This window comes from Nocardia sp. NPDC049149 (assembly GCF_043197455.1).
Lineage (GTDB): Bacteria > Actinomycetota > Actinomycetes > Mycobacteriales > Mycobacteriaceae > Nocardia.
Genome location: NZ_JBICTD010000007.1, coordinates 25,918 through 44,970, shown reverse-complemented (window position 1 = coordinate 44,970; position 19,053 = coordinate 25,918). Strand labels below are relative to the sequence as shown.

At 67.3% G+C, this 19,053-nt stretch carries 16 protein-coding genes; 10 read left to right on the top strand and 6 right to left on the bottom strand.

Annotated features, from left to right (window positions below; translation table 11 throughout):
• Positions 1-39 precede the first annotated feature (39 nt).
• The gene (locus ACGFNJ_RS27885; protein ID WP_393454321.1) at positions 40-1,404 is read right to left on the bottom strand and encodes an aspartate aminotransferase family protein; all 1,365 of its coding nucleotides are present in this window, start codon (positions 1,402-1,404) and stop codon (positions 40-42) included.
• A gap of 57 nt (positions 1,405-1,461) precedes the next feature.
• Positions 1,462-2,952, bottom strand: coding sequence for a CoA-acylating methylmalonate-semialdehyde dehydrogenase (locus ACGFNJ_RS27880; protein ID WP_393454319.1), 1,491 nt, complete (start codon positions 2,950-2,952; stop codon positions 1,462-1,464).
• Positions 2,953-3,094: 142 nt separating this feature from the next.
• Here ACGFNJ_RS27880 and ACGFNJ_RS27875 point away from each other — a divergent pair, with 142 nt between their 5' ends.
• The 5 genes from ACGFNJ_RS27875 (at position 3,095) to ACGFNJ_RS27855 (ending at position 9,079) form a co-directional block, all read left to right on the top strand.
• Positions 3,095-4,684, top strand: a complete 1,590-nt coding sequence (locus ACGFNJ_RS27875; RefSeq protein ID WP_393454316.1) for a PucR family transcriptional regulator — start codon at positions 3,095-3,097, stop codon at positions 4,682-4,684.
• A 71-nt stretch (positions 4,685-4,755) separates the two neighbouring features.
• Positions 4,756-5,433 carry an NADPH-dependent F420 reductase gene (locus tag ACGFNJ_RS27870; protein WP_393454313.1) on the top strand — a complete coding sequence of 226 codons (678 nt, stop codon included), beginning with the start codon at positions 4,756-4,758 and terminating at the stop codon, positions 5,431-5,433.
• Positions 5,434-6,040: 607 nt separating this feature from the next.
• Positions 6,041-7,090, top strand: coding sequence for a hypothetical protein (locus ACGFNJ_RS27865; RefSeq protein ID WP_393454310.1), 1,050 nt, complete (start codon positions 6,041-6,043; stop codon positions 7,088-7,090).
• On the top strand, positions 7,077-8,126 hold the full coding sequence (locus ACGFNJ_RS27860; protein WP_393454307.1) for a hypothetical protein: 1,050 nt from the start codon (positions 7,077-7,079) through the stop codon (positions 8,124-8,126). Before ACGFNJ_RS27865 ends, ACGFNJ_RS27860 begins: the two co-directional genes overlap by 14 nt.
• Entirely contained in the window at positions 8,099-9,079 is a 981-nt protein-coding gene (locus ACGFNJ_RS27855; protein ID WP_393454304.1) for a DMT family transporter, read from the top strand. The genes ACGFNJ_RS27860 and ACGFNJ_RS27855 overlap by 28 nt, the downstream gene beginning before the upstream one ends.
• Positions 9,080-9,529: 450 nt before the next feature.
• Here the strand turns inward: ACGFNJ_RS27855 and ACGFNJ_RS27850 are convergent, their stop codons facing one another.
• The gene (locus tag ACGFNJ_RS27850; RefSeq protein ID WP_393454301.1) at positions 9,530-10,261 is read right to left on the bottom strand and encodes a hypothetical protein; all 732 of its coding nucleotides are present in this window, start codon (positions 10,259-10,261) and stop codon (positions 9,530-9,532) included.
• A gap of 216 nt (positions 10,262-10,477) precedes the next feature.
• Between ACGFNJ_RS27850 and ACGFNJ_RS27845 the strand changes: the two genes are divergently transcribed.
• Positions 10,478-11,110: a metal-dependent phosphohydrolase gene (locus ACGFNJ_RS27845; protein ID WP_393454298.1), complete on the top strand. Its 633-nt coding sequence runs from the start codon at positions 10,478-10,480 to the stop codon at positions 11,108-11,110.
• A 112-nt stretch (positions 11,111-11,222) separates the two neighbouring features.
• On the opposite strand, the gene yaaA is transcribed toward ACGFNJ_RS27845, so the two are convergent.
• Complete coding sequence (yaaA, locus tag ACGFNJ_RS27840; protein ID WP_393454295.1) at positions 11,223-11,966, bottom strand: peroxide stress protein YaaA; 744 nt, start codon at positions 11,964-11,966, stop codon at positions 11,223-11,225.
• Positions 11,967-12,024: 58 nt separating this feature from the next.
• On the opposite strand from yaaA, the gene ACGFNJ_RS27835 reads away from it, so the two are divergent.
• Both ACGFNJ_RS27835 and ACGFNJ_RS27830 read left to right on the top strand, forming a co-directional pair.
• Positions 12,025-13,782, top strand: a complete 1,758-nt coding sequence (locus ACGFNJ_RS27835; protein WP_393454292.1) for a proline--tRNA ligase — start codon at positions 12,025-12,027, stop codon at positions 13,780-13,782.
• Between the two features lie 312 nt (positions 13,783-14,094).
• Positions 14,095-15,846: an acyl-CoA dehydrogenase family protein gene (locus tag ACGFNJ_RS27830; protein ID WP_393454289.1), complete on the top strand. Its 1,752-nt coding sequence runs from the start codon at positions 14,095-14,097 to the stop codon at positions 15,844-15,846.
• Between the two features lie 97 nt (positions 15,847-15,943).
• Here the strand turns inward: ACGFNJ_RS27830 and ACGFNJ_RS27825 are convergent, their stop codons facing one another.
• Both ACGFNJ_RS27825 and ACGFNJ_RS27820 read right to left on the bottom strand, forming a co-directional pair.
• Positions 15,944-16,378, bottom strand: coding sequence for a ferritin-like domain-containing protein (locus ACGFNJ_RS27825; protein ID WP_393454286.1), 435 nt, complete (start codon positions 16,376-16,378; stop codon positions 15,944-15,946).
• A gap of 76 nt (positions 16,379-16,454) precedes the next feature.
• Positions 16,455-17,048 (bottom strand): hypothetical protein, encoded by a 594-nt coding sequence (locus ACGFNJ_RS27820; RefSeq protein WP_393454283.1) that lies wholly within the window; start codon positions 17,046-17,048, stop codon positions 16,455-16,457.
• 262 nt (positions 17,049-17,310) lie between these two features.
• On the opposite strand from ACGFNJ_RS27820, the gene rimP reads away from it, so the two are divergent.
• Positions 17,311-17,985, top strand: a complete 675-nt coding sequence (gene rimP, locus ACGFNJ_RS27815) for a ribosome maturation factor RimP (protein ID WP_393454280.1) — start codon at positions 17,311-17,313, stop codon at positions 17,983-17,985.
• Complete coding sequence (nusA, locus tag ACGFNJ_RS27810; RefSeq protein WP_069167613.1) at positions 17,982-19,013, top strand: transcription termination factor NusA; 1,032 nt, start codon at positions 17,982-17,984, stop codon at positions 19,011-19,013. Before rimP ends, nusA begins: the two co-directional genes overlap by 4 nt.
• Positions 19,014-19,053: the final 40 nt, after the last annotated feature.

Genomic DNA, 19,053 nt, shown 5'->3' with positions numbered 1-19,053 from the left:
CGGCATTCCGGCCGGGCAGGCCGGAATGCCGTCCTGTGCTCACACGGTGTGCCGGTCCGCCACGGTCAGCGCCTGGTCGAGGAGGGCCAGGCCCTCCTTGGCTTCGGCCGCGCTCACTACGCACGGCGGCACCACATGCAGCCGGTTGAAGTTGATGAACACCAGCAGCCCCGCGGCCCGGCATTCCGCGGCGAGCTCGGTCATCGCCTGGCTCGTCCCGCCGTACGGGGCGAGCGGTTCGCGGGTGGCGCGATCCCGGACGAGTTCGAGCGCCCAGAACACGCCGGTGCCGCGGACCTCGCCGATGCTCGGATGCCGTGCCGCGAGTTCGCGGAGGCCGGGGCCGAGCACCTCGGCGCCGATGTCGGCGGCGTTCTCGACGATTCGTTCGTCGGCCATCGCGGTGATCGTCGCGACCGCGGCCGCGGTCGCGAGCGGGTGGCCCGAATAGGTGAGGCCGCCGGGGTAGGCTCGATCATCGAAGGTGGCCGCGATGGCGGGGGAGATCGCCACGCCGCCGAGCGGCACGTACCCGGAGTTCACGCCCTTGGCGAAGGTCAGCAGATCGGGCACGACGTCGAAATGGTTTATCGCGAACCACTTTCCGGTGCGGCCGAAGCCGGACATCACCTCGTCGGCGATGAGGATGATGCCGTGCTTGTCGCACAGTGCCCGCACGCCTGCCAGGTATCCCGGCGGCGGAACCATGATTCCCGCTGTGCCCGGGATGGATTCGAGCACGATCGCCGCGATGGTGCTCGGCCCCTCGAACGCGATGGTCTGTTCGAGATGGGCCAAAGCGCGCTCGGACTCTTCGGTTTCGTTGCTCGCGTGGAACTGGGTGCGATAGAGGAACGGTCCGAAGAAATGCACGACACCGGCATTGCCGTGATCGTTGGGCCAGCGTCGCGGATCGCCGGTCAGGTTGACCGCGGTCTCGGTGCCACCGTGATAGGAGCGGTAGCGGGCCAGCACCTTGTAGCGACCGGTGTGCAGCCGGGCCATCCGCACCGCGTGCTCGACGGCCTCGGCGCCGCCGTTGGTGAAGAAGATCTTGTTCAGCTCACCGGGGGTCCGCTCGGCGATCAACCGCGCCGCCTCCGACCGTGCCGCGTTGACGTGCTGCGGTGCGACGGTGCACAGCGTGGCCGCCTGCTCCTGCACCGCGGCAACGACTTTCGGATGCTGATGGCCGATGTTGGTGTTCACCAACTGCGAGGAGAAGTCGAGCAGCCGATTGCCGTCGCCGTCCCACACATAACAGCCCTGGGTTGCGGTGATCGTCATCGGGTTGATCTGTGCCTGGGCGGACCAGGAGTGGAAGACGTGGCGGCGATCGAGCTCGTACGCGCGGGCCGCCTGCTGGCTTGCGGCCTCCGGAGTCAATCCGTTCGGGAGGGTCATCGGCGAATTCTCCTGCGTCAGTGGGTTATCGACCAACGGTAGTTGTCGGGGCTTTCGCTACTTGTTCTCGGGGAAGCCGAGATTGATCCCGCCGTGGCTCGGGTCGAGCCAGCGCGTGGTGACCGCCTTGCCTCGGGTGAAGAAGTGCACGCCGTCGGTGCCGTGCGCGTGCGAGTCGCCGAACAGCGAGTTCTTCCAGCCGCCGAAACTGTAGTAGGACATGGGCACCGGGATCGGCACGTTGATGCCGACCATGCCGACCTCCACCTCGTTGTGGAAGCGCCGGGCCGCGCCGCCGTCGTTGGTGAAGATGGCGGTGCCGTTGCCGTACGGATTGTCGTTGATCAACGCGAGCGCGTCGTCATAGCTGTCCACCCGCACCACCGACAGCACCGGGCCGAAGATCTCGTCGGAGTAGACGCTCATCTCGGTGCCGACGTGGTCGAGAATCGTCGGGCCGAGCCAGAATCCGTCCGACTCGCCGTCGGCCTCGATGCCGCGGCCGTCGAGAACGACCGTGGCCCCTGCGGATTCGCCCGCCGCGATGTACTCGGCGACCCGATCGCGGTGCGCGCGGGTGACCAGCGGACCCATGTCGGTGTCGCGGGTGCCGTCGCCGGTCTTGATGGTCCGAGCCCGCTCGGTGATCTTGCCGACCAGTTCGTCGCCCGCACCACCGACCGCGACCACCACGCTGATCGCCATGCATCGCTCACCGGCGGAACCGAATCCGGCGTTGACCGCGGCGTCGGCGGCCAGGTCGAGGTCGGCGTCCGGCAGCACCACCATGTGGTTCTTCGCGCCGCCGAGCGCCTGCACCCGCTTGCCCGCCGCGGTCCCGCGCTGGTAGACGTACTGCGCGATCGGCGTCGAGCCGACGAACGAGACGGCCTTGATGCGCGGGTTGTCCAGCAGCTCGTCGACCGCGACCTTGTCGCCCTGCACGACGTTGAAAACGCCTGCGGGCAAACCCGCTTCCTCCCACAGCTCGGCCAGCCACAGCGACGCCGACGGATCCTTCTCGCTCGGCTTGAGCACCACCGTGTTCCCCGCCGCGATCGCCAGCGGGAAGAACCACATCGGCACCATCGCAGGGAAATTGAACGGCGAGATCACCGCGACGGGGCCGAGCGGCTGGCGGATGGAGAAGATGTCCACCTTCGTCGACGCGTTCTCGGTGTAGCCGCCCTTCAGCAGATGCGGGACACCACAGGCGAATTCGACCACCTCGAGGCCGCGGCTCACCTCGCCCATCGCGTCGGCGAGCACCTTGCCGTGCTCGGCGGTGATCAGTTTTGCCAGCTCTTCCTTGCGCTCGTTGAGCAGCTCGCGGAACCGGAACAGGATCTGGGTGCGCCGGGCCAGCGAGGTGTCGCGCCAGGCGGGAAAGGCGTCGGCGGCCGAGTCGACCGCCGCGCGGGTGTCCGCGACATTCGCCAGGGCGACCTGCCCGGTCACCACGCCGGTCGCCGGGTTGGTCACCGGGGCCGTCGCCTCGCTGCTGCCAGCGAAAGCCTTGCCGTCGAGCCAGTGCGCGATTGTCTGCATTTCTCCTCGTTTCGGTTCGATCCGTGCGTGTCGCGATGCGTCGGCGGACGGACGCCTGCTTGGTTACCACTCTCCGCCATGAACCCTGCTGGACGGGCCGACGATCTGTACATGTTTTCGGATTTCGTATTACGATTCGTCGGTGCTTCCCTCCGTGGCCGATGTGCTGGCGATGCCGGTGGTGCGGGCCGGGCAGCCCGAGATCGTCGGCGGCGGATCGCTGGACCGGCCGGTGCGCTGGGTGCATGTCAGCGACGTCGCGGACGTGGCGCAACTGCTGGTCGGTGGGGAACTGATCCTGACCACCGGGCAGGCCATGAGTCACGGCGATATCGCGACGGTCGGCTATCTGACCGCGTTGGCCGCCGCCGGAGTGGCGGGGCTGGTCATCGAGCTCGGTGGCTATGTTCCGGTGCTCGCGCCGATCGTCGGCCAGACCGCCGACGCGCTCGGGTTGCCGGTGATCGCGCTGCATCAGATCACCCGCTTCGTCGAGATCACCGAGGCGGTGCACCGGGTCATCGTGGCCGAGCAGTACGCCGAGCTCGAGTTCGCGCGCACCGTGCACGAGACCTTCACCGACCTCAGCGTGCGCCGCGCCTCGCTCGCCGAGATCGTGAAAACCGCTGCGGGGATTCTGGATTCGTCGGTGGTGCTGGAGGATCTGGCGCACCGGGTGCTCACCTTCACGGCCAAGCACGCGTCCACCTCGGCGCTGCTCGACGACTGGGAGACCACCTCGCGGCTGCTGCCCGACGGGTGGGACGCGGTGGCGGTCGGCCCGCATCCGCAGCGCTGGGGGCGGCTGATCCTGCGGGCCGGTGACGTGCCGACCGCCCGCGCCACGATGGTGCTCGAGCGGGCCGCGCAGACACTCACCTTGCACCGGATGATCGAGAAGGACCGCTTCGGCCTGCACCGGCAGGCCCAGACCGGGCTCATCGACGACATGGTCAACGGCCGGGTGCTGGACGAACGGGACGCGGTGGCGCGGGCCGCCGCGCTCGGTGTGGCCCGGCGGGCCGCCTATGTGCCGCTTGCCATCGACATCGCCGCGGTCGACGAGACCGATCCGGTGGCCAGGCAGCGACGGGCCGCAGGCATCCTGGACGCCGTCACGCATGGGCTCGGACTGGCGAAAGTGACCGCGCTCACCGCCGCCGACCAGGGCGACCGGGTCGGGATGATCCTCGCGCTGCCGCGCAGCGACCTCGACGAGAGCCTGACGATCGCGTGCACGACGCTCACCGGCGAGGTGCGCCGGGTCGACGGCGTCCAGCGGGTGGTGATCGGCGTTGGCGCGGAATCGGATTCGCTGCTCGACACCGCACACGAGCTGCCGCATGCCGCGCACGTCGCGGAAGTGGCCCTCTCGCTGGCGGATTCGGTGCCTCGGCCGTTCTATCGCAGTGGCGACGTGCGGTTGCGCGGGCTGCTCTCACTGATCCGCAACGAACCCGGCGTCCAGCGGTTCGCGGAAACCGAGCTGAGTGCGTTGCTGCGCTACGACATTCGGTACGCCGCCGACCTGACCACCACGCTGCGCCAGTTCCTCGATCTGGCGGGCAACAAGACCGATCTCGCGCGCAGGCTCAACATCAGCAGGCCGACCCTCTACGACCGGCTGGCCCGCATCGAACGCATCCTCGCCGTCGATCTGGACAACGGCGAATCCCGCACCTCGCTGCACGCCGCCCTGCTCATCCGCGACCTCACCGCTAACGCCCGGTGATCAGGGTGTGGTAAACGGCACAGGACAGGGCAAACCGGAACATCGCAGGTCGTCGGGCCGTTCGACGGTGTATGACAACCCTTGGATTGGTCGGTAGCGGGAACATCGGCGGCACGGTGGCGCGACTTGCCATCGCCGCAGGACTGGATGTCGTGCTGAGCAACTCGCGCGGCCCGGAGACCCTCACCGATCTTGTCGCGGAGCTCGGGCCACGCGCTCGGGCGGCGACCGCCGACGAGGCGGCCGCGGCGGGGGACATCGTGGTGGTGACCGTGCCACTGCGCAACTACCAGCAGGTGCCGGTCGCCCCGTTGGCGGGCAAGGTCGTGATCGACACCAACAACTACTACCCGGATCGGGACGGCACCTTCCCCGAACTGGAAGAGGGCACGATCACCTCCAGTGAGCTGTTGCAGAAGCACCTGCCGACCTCGAAGGTGGTCAAGGCGTTCAACAACATCTACTTCCTGCACCTCGGCCAGTTGGCTACGCCTGCCGGATCGCCGGACCGCACCGCGCTGCCGATCGCAGGCGATGACGCCGATGCGAAAGCCGCTGTGACGCAACTGCTCGACGTCCTCGGCTACGACGCCGTCGATGCGGGCCCGCTGAGTGAGAGCTGGCGTTTCCAGGTGGGCACCTCCGCCTATGCCGACGTGTACGCGAAGGCACTTCCGTTCTGGGAGAACGGCGGGACGCCCGTCGGCGCCGCGAAGATTCGCGAGCTGCTCGCCGCCGTCGAGCGGTAGTACACAGCCGCACAGCACAATCGAGCCCGGGAGCGCAGTCCGCTCCCGGGCTCGACCCGTTCCGGTCGGGGCTTGTTTACCGGCGTCATCGATAGGTGAGTGCGTATGGTTTGTGATCGCTCATTCACCTTGCGGTGGTCTGCTGTCGCATTTGCATAGTTCGCCGCGCAAAATCCGGCATGCAACTTTCGCGGATGAAGGAACCGTGAATGTCATGCCCATAGAACTGGGGGTGCTTTCGCTCTAATGTCAAGCAGGCCAATGGATTTGGCATAATTTTTGAATCATTGCGATAGTCTTTTGTCGTCCGATCATCGGACAACTCGTTAGCCGCTCGGCATCAGCCCCCAAGCGGTTGGCGCCTGGCGAGCGAAGCGAGCGATCAAACACAGCCGCCATGCGGTTATGCCGGAGCTGAGCGTCAGCGAAGCGAAGGCATGGGCGCAGGTCCCTGAGGGGAGGTGTCATGAAAATTCGTCGCACTTCGAAAGTTGTTGCTCTGACCGCAGTTCACCTCTGAGTCAGCAGCTGAGTTAAGGATGGGGCGGTCCCTCGTGGGGCGCCCCACCCGCCCTGTGAATTCTTTGTACGAAAGGTCGACGGCGCGGTGACTCGAACAATCCCGGGCAAACCACAGCTTTTGGCGGAGGTATCGGAAACCTCCGCCGCCACTCTCGAATTACGTAGCGGGGAGGTGACATTCGAGGTCGAGCCGGAGGGGGAGGTCACCGCCGAGCAACTGGGTGCGGTGCTGCGCTCGACCGACGGGTCCGCGTCGCTCGCCGAAATCTCGGCGAAGACGGGCGTCGCGCCGGACCAGCTCACCACCATCCTGCTGCCCGCGCAGATCGCGGGCCTGCTCGCCGACCGCGCCGAGCCAGCGGCCGAAGCGCCGATGGCCGTTCTCGGCAGTGTCGAACACGTCGTGAACCGGCTGCTGGAGGAGCTCGTCTTCGACGGGCCGTTCTGGCGGGCGATACTCGATCATCCCGAGCAGGTCGAGCCGCACGTGTATTACGGGTTCGGCCTGGAGAATTGGTTCTTCCTGTCCAGGGAATGCGAATTCGACTCGGCGATCCTCGCTTATCCGAGCAGCGATGCGATCCGCACCATGGCGAACGATTTCTATCACGAGGAACACCGGCACGACGACATCGTTGTCCGTGCCTTCGAAGGCCTCGGCATCGCGCGCGCAGACCTGGTTTCGGCCAGGCCGCTGTCCACCACATCGGGCTTGATCAAATTGCTGTCCTGGTGGGCGCGCACCGATCCGCTGTTCTTCATTGCGACCATCGGGATTCTCGAAGGACGCCTCGAACAGAGCGAGGAAGAAGGCGCGACCTACGACTCGTTCCTGCGCGCCTGTGGAATCGCAGGAATCCCAGCACATTTCGTGGAGCCGATGCGTCAGCACGCGAAAGTGAACGCGGGTCACGATCACGGCAGCGTGAGCCGGGAGTTCTTCGCGGCCTTGCCTCCGTTGCCCGCGGGCACCACCGCACGCCTGGTCGGCAAGGCGCATCTGTTCGTCGAGGCGTACGCCGAGTTCTTCAACGGGGTGCTCGAGTACTACGGCAATGCGGCTCGCCCCCTGGTGCGCACGCTCAGCGCATCGACTCTGATCACGACGGCAGGAGTTGACGATGGCCGGTCATGAATTGCTGCGGCGCCCGACCTTGCGAGCTGCGGTCGAGCGCAAGGAGACCGGCGACGGTGTCCGGCTGTCGTATCTGGCGGACCGGCACTGGATCGAGCTGGAGTACCTCGAAGGACGTACCGACGAATCACGGCGTTTCTTCGACGCTTTGGCGGCGGGCACCAGCTCCGCCGACCAGCTCGCCGCCGAATTCCCCGGCAGCCGCGAAGAATTCGGTGCGGTGCTGGCCGCGCTCGACGAGCACGGCATGCTGGTGGACTCCGCGCCGGTCGCGCCGGCGAGCGGAACCACCGGTGTCGGCGCGTATGCCCACCTCAAGCGGGCGGCCGACACCGCGCGCGCGACGATCAACAGCCCGTTCACCGATGCGCTGGAAGCGGGGACGGTCAGCCGCGACCAGATCATCGGGTATGCGATCGAGTACTGGCATGTCACGCACCTGTGCCCGCGTGCGCTGGCTCCGCTGCTGGCGCGCGACGACATCGGCATCGAGGTCTGGCAGCAGTTCATGGCGTTCTATCAAGCCGAACGCAACCATGATCGGATGCTGGAGAAGTCGCTGAAAGCCGTTGGTATCACTCGCGAACAGCTGCTGCAGATGCAGCCGCTGCCCGCGACGATGTCGATCATGGCGTCGATGGGCGTGCATGCCTACCAGTTCCCGCTCGGCATCATCAGCACGCTGTTCCCGATGGAGGAGCCGGAACCGGACTTCCTCGACCTGTTCCTGGCCCGCTGCCGGGAAAACGATCTGTCCGAGGAGTTCTTCAAGCCGATCGCCGCGCACTCCGGCGTCAACGAGGACGAGGAACACGAGGCCGTCAGCCTGGATCTGCTCGCCGAATTCTCGTTCGTCGGGCACGAGGAGCTCAACGAATGCGCCAAGGCGGTGGTCGACATCATCGAGCATCGGGCGCGGCTCGATGGGCAGATCATGTCCTGGTACGCCGACGGTGGGCTGCGGATCTTCACCGACTCCTATCCCGTGGCGACGGGAAAGGCATTGACGTGCTTGCCGCTAGCCGCCTTGCTCTGATCGCGCTTGCGGCTATCTGGGGATCCAACTTCCTGCTGGTCGATGTGGCGTTGGAGGGCGCCGATCCGGCGCAGATCGTGGCAGCACGACTGTGGCTGGGCGGCGCCATCCTGCTGGTCTGCTGCCTGGTCATGCGGCGGCAGTTGCCGCGTGGCTGGGGAATCTGGGCGCGGCTGCTGCTGATGGGTGTCCTCGGGCAGGCGTTGCCGTGGCTGCTGTTCGCTTGGGGGCAGCAGCAGGTGTCGGTGAGCACGGCGGGCATCTACAACAGCGTGACGCCGTTGGCTTCGCTGCCGGTGGTCTGGCTGTTGTTGCGGCACAAGGGGAGTCGGGGTGAGGTGGTCGCCTCGGTGCTCGGGTTCGGCGGGATCATCGTGTTGATGGCGCCGTGGGGCGAGACGTCGCGATCGTCGCTGGCGGGGCAGCTTGCCTGCCTGGCCGGCGCCGTCTGTTACGCCATTGCCTACGCGTACGCGAAGCATCTGATCAGCACGCTCGGCTACTCGAAGGTGGCGTTGGCGGCCAGCCAGGCGATCGTCGCCGGGCTGCTGATGCTGGTGGTGACGGCGCCGCAGTTGGCGCGGCCGATGGATCCCACTGCCGCGGTGGTCGGTTCGCTGGTCGCGATGGGCGTCGGCACGGCGGTGGCGTTCCTGCTCAACTACTGGTTGATCGGGACGGTCGGGCCGTTGCAGGCGGGTCTCGCGTTCTATCTGATGCCGTTGGTTGCGGTGGGACTCGGTATCGGGGTGCGCGGTGACGTGCTGCACGCGCATCAGATTCTCGGTGCGGCAGTGATATTCGCCGCGCTGGCGTTGCAGTACGCCATCGATCGGCACGAGACTCTGGAAGGTCAAGGGCCGCAGGGGGAACCAGAGCCGGTGCGTGTCGATGTCGAGCCCGCGTATAGATCAGGGGACGCGGGTTCGGTCGGCCGGAGCGGCGCTGGTTGATCGATGGGCGTTGCCGGTCGGCGATGTCGCGGATATTGGGGAACCCGGGAGCGTAGCCTGCTCCCGGGTTCCAGCAATGCCGCCCAATTCGCACACCGCAGCGGTGGGATCGGATGAGGTTCACAAACAGCGACGCGTCATACGTTTAGACCACCTCCGCATGGGCGCGGAAGACCGGTGTTGAACCGGCATCTCGTCGCGGGCATGTCCTTTCCTCGTGCTGCGCTGTTCGGCGGCGAATACTCGTGCTGGAGCGAGAGTCTGAGATTGGCACGGTTGCCTCTACCAGTTGGGCTACCCGAGCATGGATGCCCGGAGGGGGACTCGAACCCCCACTGACGCCGTGTATTTCAGCTTGAGCTTCAGTTTGAGTTTTGCGCTCTTTGCGCATCCCCCGCCCGCGGCGGGGGAGTTCGTGGGGCCCGGGACGAGTATCGCCCCGGGCCGGTCTCAGCGGAAGAGGTATCCGAAGATCGCCTCACCGGTCTTGCGGTCGGTGACCTCGGTGCCGTTCGCCTCTTCCCGCGCGAATTTCACTGCCCGCTGCAGCTTCTCGACGCGGTCGGCCAGCTCGTTGACCCGTCGAGCAGGCAGCGCGCCGGAGAACCGCACCGTGTTCCAGTAGCCGATCGCGATGTCCTCGTAGTACACCTCGACCTGGGCCGGGTGCTTCTCGGTCGCCTCGGCCTTCACGTGGTTGCGCGGCACCTTCTTGGTGCGGATCGTGCGCACGGTGTCGGTGCGCCAGGTGTCGGTGGAGTCGTCGAACGACCACGACTCGGCCGCGTCGAGCACCGGCAGCTTCTTCACGAACGCGTGCAGGTCGGCCAGCTGCTTCTCCAGGAACAACAGGTACGAAACCGGCACCGCGCGCAGCAACGTCTCGCCGTCGACGGTCACGTCGGCGTTGGCTTCGGTGTTCGCCCAATCCTTGGTCGCGGTGACATCGAACAGGCGGGTCAGGGTCGTCGCGGTCTCGCGCAGCACCTGCTCGGACTTCACCTGCACCCGGGTCGACTCCGGCGGAAGCTGCTCACCCTCTTCGTCTTTCGGCTGATAGGTGCGCGCGATACCGGCCAGCAACGGCGCCTTCTGCAGCGAACCATGCGCCTCGGCGAGCTCGCGCAGCGCGTCGCTCTTGATGCCCTTCTCCACCGCAATGATCTGATTGAGTTTCGTCATTCACAACCTCCCCGCCGCGCGATCCGCGCGGTGCACCAACATGAGGCCCGAGGCATCCGAATCCTCCCGTTCCGGACGCCCCGAGCGCTGGAGCCACGGTACCGAGCCGCCGTGGCTCGCCGCATCTCATTTATTGCCGCTCCGTCGGTGCACGTGCCGGAAACCACACGGCAAGGGGCATTGTCGAGTGCGGGGGTGGTTCGTCAGACTGTGCGGATGGGGACATCGAAGGAAGCGGATCTGCTCGCGCGGTGGGCGGAACTCGCTGGGGCACAGGCGTCGACGGTCGGCCAGGAGCTGATCGGGCGGTATCAGGAGCCGCATCGGCGGTATCACACGGTGACCCACCTCGCGGCGATGCTCGGTGTCATCGATGAACTGGCCGGGGATGCCGATGATGTCGACGCGGTGCGATATGCGGCGTTCTTTCATGATGCGGTGTATGCGGTCGATCGTGCGGACAACGAGGAAGCCAGTGCTGTGCTGGCCGAAAACATTCTCGAATCACTGGGCGCGGCACCGGAACTCGTTCGGGAGGTGGCCAGATTGGTGCGTCTCACCGCTGGGCACGATCCGGCAGACGACGACCGGAACGGCGGTGTGCTGTGCGACGCCGACCTTGCGGTGCTTGCTGCGGACGAACAGGGATACGCCGAGTACACCGCCGCGGTTCGCGCCGAATATCGGCACGTGCCCGACGATCTGTTCCGAGCAGGCCGTGCCGCGGTACTGCAAGGGCTGGTGCAGCAGCCCAGGCTCTTCCGAACCGCAACGGCGCGAACCCGTTACGAGACCGCAGCTCGCGCGAACCTGGCCCGCGAGCTGACGACCCTCACCTCCGCGGACTGACGCGTCGCCTCGCGATCCGAAATCCGCACCCCTTGTGCGCATCCGCACCCCTTCTGGAGGCCCAGAACGAGTGCGAATCCACAGAAGGTGTGCGAAATCCGCAGTTCGAGGCTCAGGTGATGATCAAAAGTTCTGTCGGGGAGGCGATCTCGGTGCGCAGGCCCGCCTTGTCGGCGACGCGGGCGAGACCGCGCACATCGGTGGGTTCGGCGCGGGTGAGCACGAGGGCCCGGGCGAGCAGACCCTTGTGGTGTTTGTTGAAGTGGCTCACCACGGTTCGGCTGCCGTCGGGATGCTCGGTGAGGACGTTGGCGGTGACCGCGCCGGGCACCCGGCCGAGCTGCTGATAGGTGCCCGAGCGCAGGTCGACGACGAGATCGCCGGCGGCCTCGGCCAGCAGCGCGTCGGCGAGCGAATCGCGCCAGACCGCGGAAAGGGTCGGCAGGCCCGGCAGTTTCGAGCCGCCGGAGAGCCGGTAGGCCGGGATCGGATCGCTCGCCCTGACCGCGCCGAACAGCGCGGAGCCGATGCCGAGCCGCGCATATGCCTTGGCGCGCTGCGGCTTGGTGAACGAGCTCGCGTCGAGCGCGTCGTAGAGCACGCCGGTGTAGCGCTCCAGCGCGGGCCGCGTCGGTGCCGTGCGCAGCGCCGCGTTCCTGGCGATCTCGGTATCAGCCCCCTTGCCGAGCCCGAGCACGGCACGGCTCGCCGCCGGGTCGGTGGCCAGCTTCATCACTTCGTCGACGAGCCGCTCGCGCACCGCCGTGAGCTGCGGCATCGACAGGGCAGCCAGGTCGAGCGGTACGTCCGTACCACCGTCGGACTTGGTTTCGGAGGGAGGCAGCAGCACCAGCACGAGCGAATACGGTAATGCGCTTCGAGCATCGTCTTGTCAGCGACTACCCTGTGCATCCGTGATCACCCGCCTCTCTCGACTTTTCCTGCGTACCCTGCGCGACGATCCCGCCGACGCCGAGGTGCCCAGCCACAAACTGCTCGTCCGTGCCGGATACGTGCGGCGCATCGCGCCGGGCGTGTACTCCTGGCTGCCGCTCGGGCTGCGCGTGCTGCGCCGGGTCGAAGACGTGGTGCGCGAGGAGATGGACGCGATCGGCGCCCAGGAGATCTCACTGCCCGCGCTGCTGCCGCGCGACCCGTACGAGACGACCAACCGGTGGACCGAGTACGGCGACAGCCTGTTCCGGCTGCAGGACCGTAAGGGCGCCGACTACCTGCTCGGCCCCACCCACGAGGAGCTGTTCGCGCTCACCGTGAAGGGCGAATACAACTCCTACAAGGATCTGCCGGTCACCCTCTACCAGATTCAGAACAAGTACCGCGACGAGGAGCGGCCCCGCGCGGGCATCCTGCGCGGGCGCGAGTTCATCATGAAGGACTCGTACTCGTTCGACCTGGACGAGGACGGGCTCAAGGCAAGCTACAACGCGCACCGCGAGGCCTACCAGCGCATCTTCGAGCGGCTGCAGGTCAAGTACGTCATCGTCGCGGCCACCTCCGGCGCGATGGGCGGCAGTGCGTCCGAGGAGTTCCTGGCCGACAGCCCCGTCGGCGAGGACACCTACGTGCGCTGCCTCGAATCGGGGTACGCGGCCAACGTCGAAGCGGTCATCACGCCTGCGCCCGCGCCGCTGCCTGTCGACGGGCTGCCCGAGGCCGTCGTGCACGACACCCCGGATGCGCCGACCATCGCGACCCTCGTCGACTGGGCCAACAGCGCCGGGATCGACAAGCAGTTCGGCCGTCCGGTCACCGCGGCCGACACCCTCAAGAACGTGATGGTGAAGCTGCGCCACCCGGACGGCAAGTCCGAGATCGTCGGCATCGGCCTGCCCGGCGACCGTGAGGTCGACGACAAGCGGCTCGGCGCCTCCGTCGAACCCGCCGAGGTCGAGTTGCTCACCGACGCCGACTTCGCCGCCAACCCGTTCCTGGTGAAGGGTTACATCGGTCCGAAGGCGTTGCAGGCCAACGGTGTTCGCTTCCTGGTCGATCCTCGCATCGGGACCGGAACGGCCTGGATCACCGGCGCCGACGCCAAGGGCAAGCACGTGGTCGGCCTGGTCGCCGGGCGCGACTTCGTGCCGGACGGCACCATCGAGGCCGCCGAGGTCCGCGACGGCGATCCGTCGCCCGACGGTCGCGGCGCACTGGTGTCCGCCCGCGGCATCGAGATCGGCCACATCTTCCAGCTCGGCCAGAAGTACACCAACGCGTTCGACGTCGATGTGCTCGGCGAGAACGGCAAGCCGGTACGGCTCACCATGGGCTCCTACGGCATCGGCGTCTCGCGCATGGTCGCGGTGATCGCTGAGCAGCAGCACGACGACAAGGGCCTGCGCTGGCCCGCCGCGGTCGCGCCGTTCGACGTGCACGTCGTCATCGCGAACAAGGACGACGCGGCCCGCGCCGGCGCCGAAGAGGTGGTCGCAGGCCTGCACGCCAACGGCCTCGACGTGCTCTTCGACGATCGCACCGCCTCGCCGGGCGTGAAGTTCAAGGACGCCGAACTGCTCGGCATGCCACTGGTCCTCGTCATCGGCCGCGGCTGGGCCGAAGGCAAGGTCGAACTCCGCAACCGCTTCACCGGCGAGTCCGAAGAAATCCCCGCCGACGCGGCAGTCACCACAGTCGTCGCCAGGGTGCGCGGCTAGTCACACTCGAACCGAGCGGCCCCGGTGGACTTCCACCGGGGCCGCTCGCACTTCGCGCCCCAACCACCCGAGCTCCGCCACGAAATCCACGCACCCGCCCACTTCCGGAGTTGGTCGGGTGATCACTGGCACGTTTCGACGTCGGGTAGCTCAGTGCCATGGCCGATCCTGCGGCGCTTTGTCGATCTCGTCGAAGCCTCCGGTGACATCAGCGGGCCTGGGCACGGACCTACGGTGGCGTAGGGGAGATTTGCTTTGTGAAGTGGGGTAGACCCGCTTCGGACTGCTGTTACTCGCTGGTAAGTTAACGGCATGACGAGCACCGATGCGTTGTTGTTCAACCCGGCCACCTACGACCCGCAGCAGTTCGACGCCGAGACTCGGCGCCTGCTGCGCGCCACCATCGAGTGGTTCGAGTCGCGGGGCAAGCAGCAGCTGCTGGTCGACGACGCGGACGCGGTGTGGACGGCGGACTTTCTCGACTTCGTCGCGAAGGAGAAGCTGTTCGCCACCTTCCTGACCCCCGCCGCGTACGCCGACGGCGACGAGAACCGGCGCTGGGACGCGGCCCGCAACGCCGCGCTCTCGGAGATCTTCGGCTTCTACGGCCTGGCCTACTGGTACGCCGAGCAGGTGACCATCCTCGGCCTCGGCCCGATCTGGCAGAGCGACAACGAGGAAGCCAAGCGCAAGGCGGCCGCCGACCTGGCCGAGGGGCAGGTGATGGCGTTCGGTCTGTCCGAGCAGACGCACGGCGCCGACATCTACAACACCGACCTGGTGCTCACTCCGACCGAGCCGGGCAGCGCCGACGCCGAGGCTGGAATCCTGTTCCGCGCCAACGGCGAGAAGTACTACATCGGCAACGGCAATGTGGCGAGCATGGTTTCGGTGTTCTCCCGCCGCGCCGACATCGAGGGCGCCGACGGCTACGTGTGGTTCGCCGCGGACTCCCGCCACGAAAACTACCGGCTGCTCGGCAATGTCGTGCACCAGCAGATGTATGTCAGCACGTTCCGCCTGGAGAACTACCCGGTGACCGCGGCCGACATCCTGCACACCGGCCCCGAGGCGTTCTCTGCGGCGCTGAACACCGTCAACGTCGGCAAGTTCAACCTGTGCCACGGCGGCATCGGCATGGTCGAGCACTCCTTCTACGAGGCGATCACGCACGCCAACAACCGGATCCTGTACGGCAACCCGGTCACCGACTTCCCGCACGTGCGCACGAATTTCGTCGACGCCTACGCCCGCATCGTGGCGATGAAGCTGTTCAGCGACCGCGCCGTCGACTACTTCCGCACCGCGAGCCTGGAGGACCGGCGCTACCTGCTGTTCAACCCGATGACGAAGTCCAAGGTGACCTCCGAGGGCGAGACGGTGATGACGCTGCTGCTGGATGTGCTCGCCGCCAAGGGATTCGAGAAGAACACCTACTTCGCCGAGGTGCAGCGCCTGATCAACACGCTGCCCAGGCTCGAGGGCACGGTGCACGTGAACGTCGGGCAGATCCTGAAGTTCATGCCGAACTACCTGTTCAACCCGAAGGACTACCCGGAGGTCGGCACCCGCCAGGACGCGGCCGACGACGAATTCTTCTGGCATCAGGGTCCGGCGCGCGGCGCGGGCAAGGTGCAGTTCGCGGACTGGACCCCGGCCTACGAGAAGCACGCCGACATCCCGAACGTCGGGCGTTTCTTCGAGCAGGCGCAGGCGCTGCGCACGCTGCTCAGCACGGCGGCCCCCGATGCCGCTCAGCAGAAGGACCTGGACTTCATGCTGACCATCGGCCACCTGTTCTCCCTGGTGGTCTACGGCCAGCTGGTGCTGGAGCAGGCGGCGATCACCGGCCTGGACCGCGATCTGCTCGACCAGATCTTCGACTTCCAGATCCGTGACTTCAACACCTACGCCACCACGCTGTACGGCAAGCCGTCCGCCACCCCCGACCAGCAGGGTTGGGCCGCTTCGGCATTGCGTCCTCCGGTCGCCGACCGGGCCCGCTTCGACCGCGTGTGGGGCGAGGTCGTCGCGTACGACGGCGCCTACGAGATGCGTCCGTAAGTGACACATTCATGGCCGCGCAGCGTTGCTGCGCGGCCATGAATGCTGTTGGCGTTCAGTGAATCCGGACACACTGCCGCCCGGGCGGGCGCTCGGCCTAGACCTTGCCCGGGAACGCGATCGTCGGCGGGTTCGTGCCCAGGATCGACTGCCAGGTGGCAAGGCGCACAGCGGCTTCGGTGAGCGCATCGACGCCCATCCCGCGCAGGGTCTCGGCCGCACCGTGTTCGACGACGGCGCGCCAGGCGACGGCGCAGTCGGATTCGACGATCGCGGCGAGCTTGGCCGCCGGGATCGGGTCGGTGACCGGGAACGGGACCGTGTAGGCGGCGTTCTGGGCCGGTGCGTCGATACCGCTTGCGGTGAGGGCGTCGATGGTGGTGTCGCGGCGGGCCCGATGTGCGGCAGTGTGCTCGGCGACGAGGCGGGCGCGCTCGGGGGAGGCGTAGGCGGCGATGACGCCATAGGCGTACACCGCACCGTATTCGGCGTGCAGGGCGTCGAGCAGTGCTTGGCGTTCCGTGTCGTTCATGCCCGCACCTCGCTTGTCGGTTCCGGCAGCTCCGTGTCGATCATCCGCACCGTGTCGAGCGGCGGCATGGTGTCGATCATCCGAGCAACACCCCCGTCTGGACGGCGCAGGCCGCGCTGATCGAGGCGAGCAGCCCTGCCCGGTAACCGGATTGGGTGCGGGCCAGGTCGGCGGCGGACTGCCGGGACTTGGTGAGCTGGGCGCGCAACGTGTCCACGCTCGGCGGCGGTGTCGGGGGCACGGCCGACCCGGAGGCCACCGCGGACGGTCCCGAGGCGGCGGGGCCGTTCGTGCGGGTGCGGTGGACCGGCGTGGTGCCGTCGCCGTACACGCCGATCACCCGGTCCATCTCGGCCTTCAAAGCCTCTGCGTGCGCGGTCCTTTCGGACGCGATCACGGTGAGCGCGGTGTGTCGCTGCGGTGCGAGCGCGATCGCGGCGGTCGCCGCCGCGGCGTCGGCACGGGCCTGAACCTCTTGCGTGGCAAGCGGATCCGGCTCGTACACGGTGTCCTCGGCGCCACATCCCGCGGCCGCGCCGAGTGCGAAGACCCCGATCGTGCCGCCGCCCGCGAGTCGTAAGACGCTGCGGCGGTCCAGTGCGAACCGGGAATCGTGCCGGTCGGAGGGGGTGCACGCAGCAGGCGGCGCGGCGAGAAGGCGGATGGGCACGGCACCATCGTGCCAGATTCGCGAGGCGCCTCCGGACCAGGCACCGGTGTTCGGATCGCGTGCCTCGTGATCGGTCGCAGAGCCCTCGTCGCGGTGGCGCGCGTTGTTTCCCGATGGAAGCGAGTTACCATCTCTCACCCGCCACTTGTGGCGCGCGTACTGCCTGCCCGCCGGTCCTTTACACTCTCTGGGCGCGTTACGCTAGACCCTCGGTAGAAGAAATTTCCGACCATCGTGACAACTGAACCAGGAGCCGCCCCACATGCCGATGCCGACCGAGGAAAGGCTGAGCCAGCTCATAGCTGGGCTCGTCGAACGCCGAGGATTCGACCTCGAAGGCGTCGATATTTCGACGGCTGGCAAGAATGCGGATGTGCAGGCTCGCGTGCAGGTGACCGTCGACAGCGACGGCCCCTCCGACCTGGACACCATCGCGAAACTCAGCACCGAACTCTCGGAGTTGCTGGACGAGGCAGGCGATTTCGGCGAGACGCCGTACCTGCTCGAGGTCACCACCCCCGGCGTCGACCGCCCGCTCACCGCGGACCGGCACTGGCGCCGCGCGCAAGGCCGAAAGGTCCGGATCCACCTCCGTGCCGGAGCTCCGGCCCCGGATCCGGGTGGCTCGGCGAAGTTCGAGGCACGGGTCGGACAGCTCGACGGCGATACAGTTGCGCTGGTACTCGGCGGAAAGCACAAGCCACACCGCGTGAAAGTCCCACTCGCCGACATCGCCGAAGCGGTGGTGCAGGTCGAGTTCGGCAAGCCGGGCCCACGGGAAATGGAACTCGCCGGCGGCGTGATTCCCGGCCGCCCGGTGCCTGGCCAGGAAGATGATGTGCCGGCGGTCGACGCCCCGGATATTGCAGGAACACCAGATGAACTAGCCGAATCAGTACCAGCGTCCGATTCGCCGACCGAAGGGATCGTGGAATGAACATCGAAATCGAAGCCCTGCGTGCGATCGTCGCCGACAAGGGGATCTCGATCGAGACCGTGATCTCCGCGATCGAGTCGGCGCTGCTCACCGCTTACCGGCACACCGAGGGCCACCAGCCCAACGCGCGCATCGACATCAACCAGAAGACCGGAACGGTCCGGGTGATGGCCCGCGAGCTGGACGCCGACGGCAACGTGATCTCCGAATGGGACGACACCCCTGAGGGTTTCGGCCGGATCGCGGCGACCACCGCGCGGCAGGTGGTGTTGCAGCGGCTGCGGGACGCCGAGAACGAGAAGTCCTTCGGCGAGTTCTCCACCCACGAAGGCGACATCGTCGGCGGCGTGGTGCAGCGCGATGCCCGCGCCAACGCGCGCGGCACCATCGTGGTCCGCATCGGCAGCGAGCTGCACGGTGCGGAGGGACTGATCCCGCCCGCCGAACAGGTGCCTGGGGAGACCTACGAGCACGGCGACCGGATCAAGTGTTACGTGGTCGGTGTCTCGCGCGGACCGCGCGGCCCGCAGATCACGCTGTCGCGCACGCACCCGAATCTTGTGCGGCGGCTGTTTGCGCTCGAGGTGCCCGAAATCGCCGACGGCTCGGTCGAAATCGTGGCCGTCGCGCGGGAAGCCGGGCACCGCTCCAAGATCGCGGTGCGCAGCACCGTGTCCGGCGTGAACGCCAAGGGCGCCTGCATCGGCCCGATGGGGCAGCGCGTGCGCAACGTGATGAGCGAGCTGGCCGGCGAGAAGATCGACATCATCGATTACGCCGAGGATCCGGCGACGTTCGTCGGCAACGCGCTCTCGCCGTCGAAAGTGGTGTCGGTCACCATCGTCGATCCGGAGGCGCGCGCCGCACGGGTGGTGGTGCCGGACTTCCAGCTGTCGTTGGCCATCGGCAAGGAGGGGCAGAACGCCCGCCTGGCCGCCAGGCTGACCGGCTGGCGCATCGATATCCGCAGCGACGCCGCCCCTGACATGGGCGGCGGCTCGGTTCGGACGGAGGCGCACCGGAGTTGACCGAAGCCGACGCGGCGCGCCGTGCGGTCGACATCCCGGG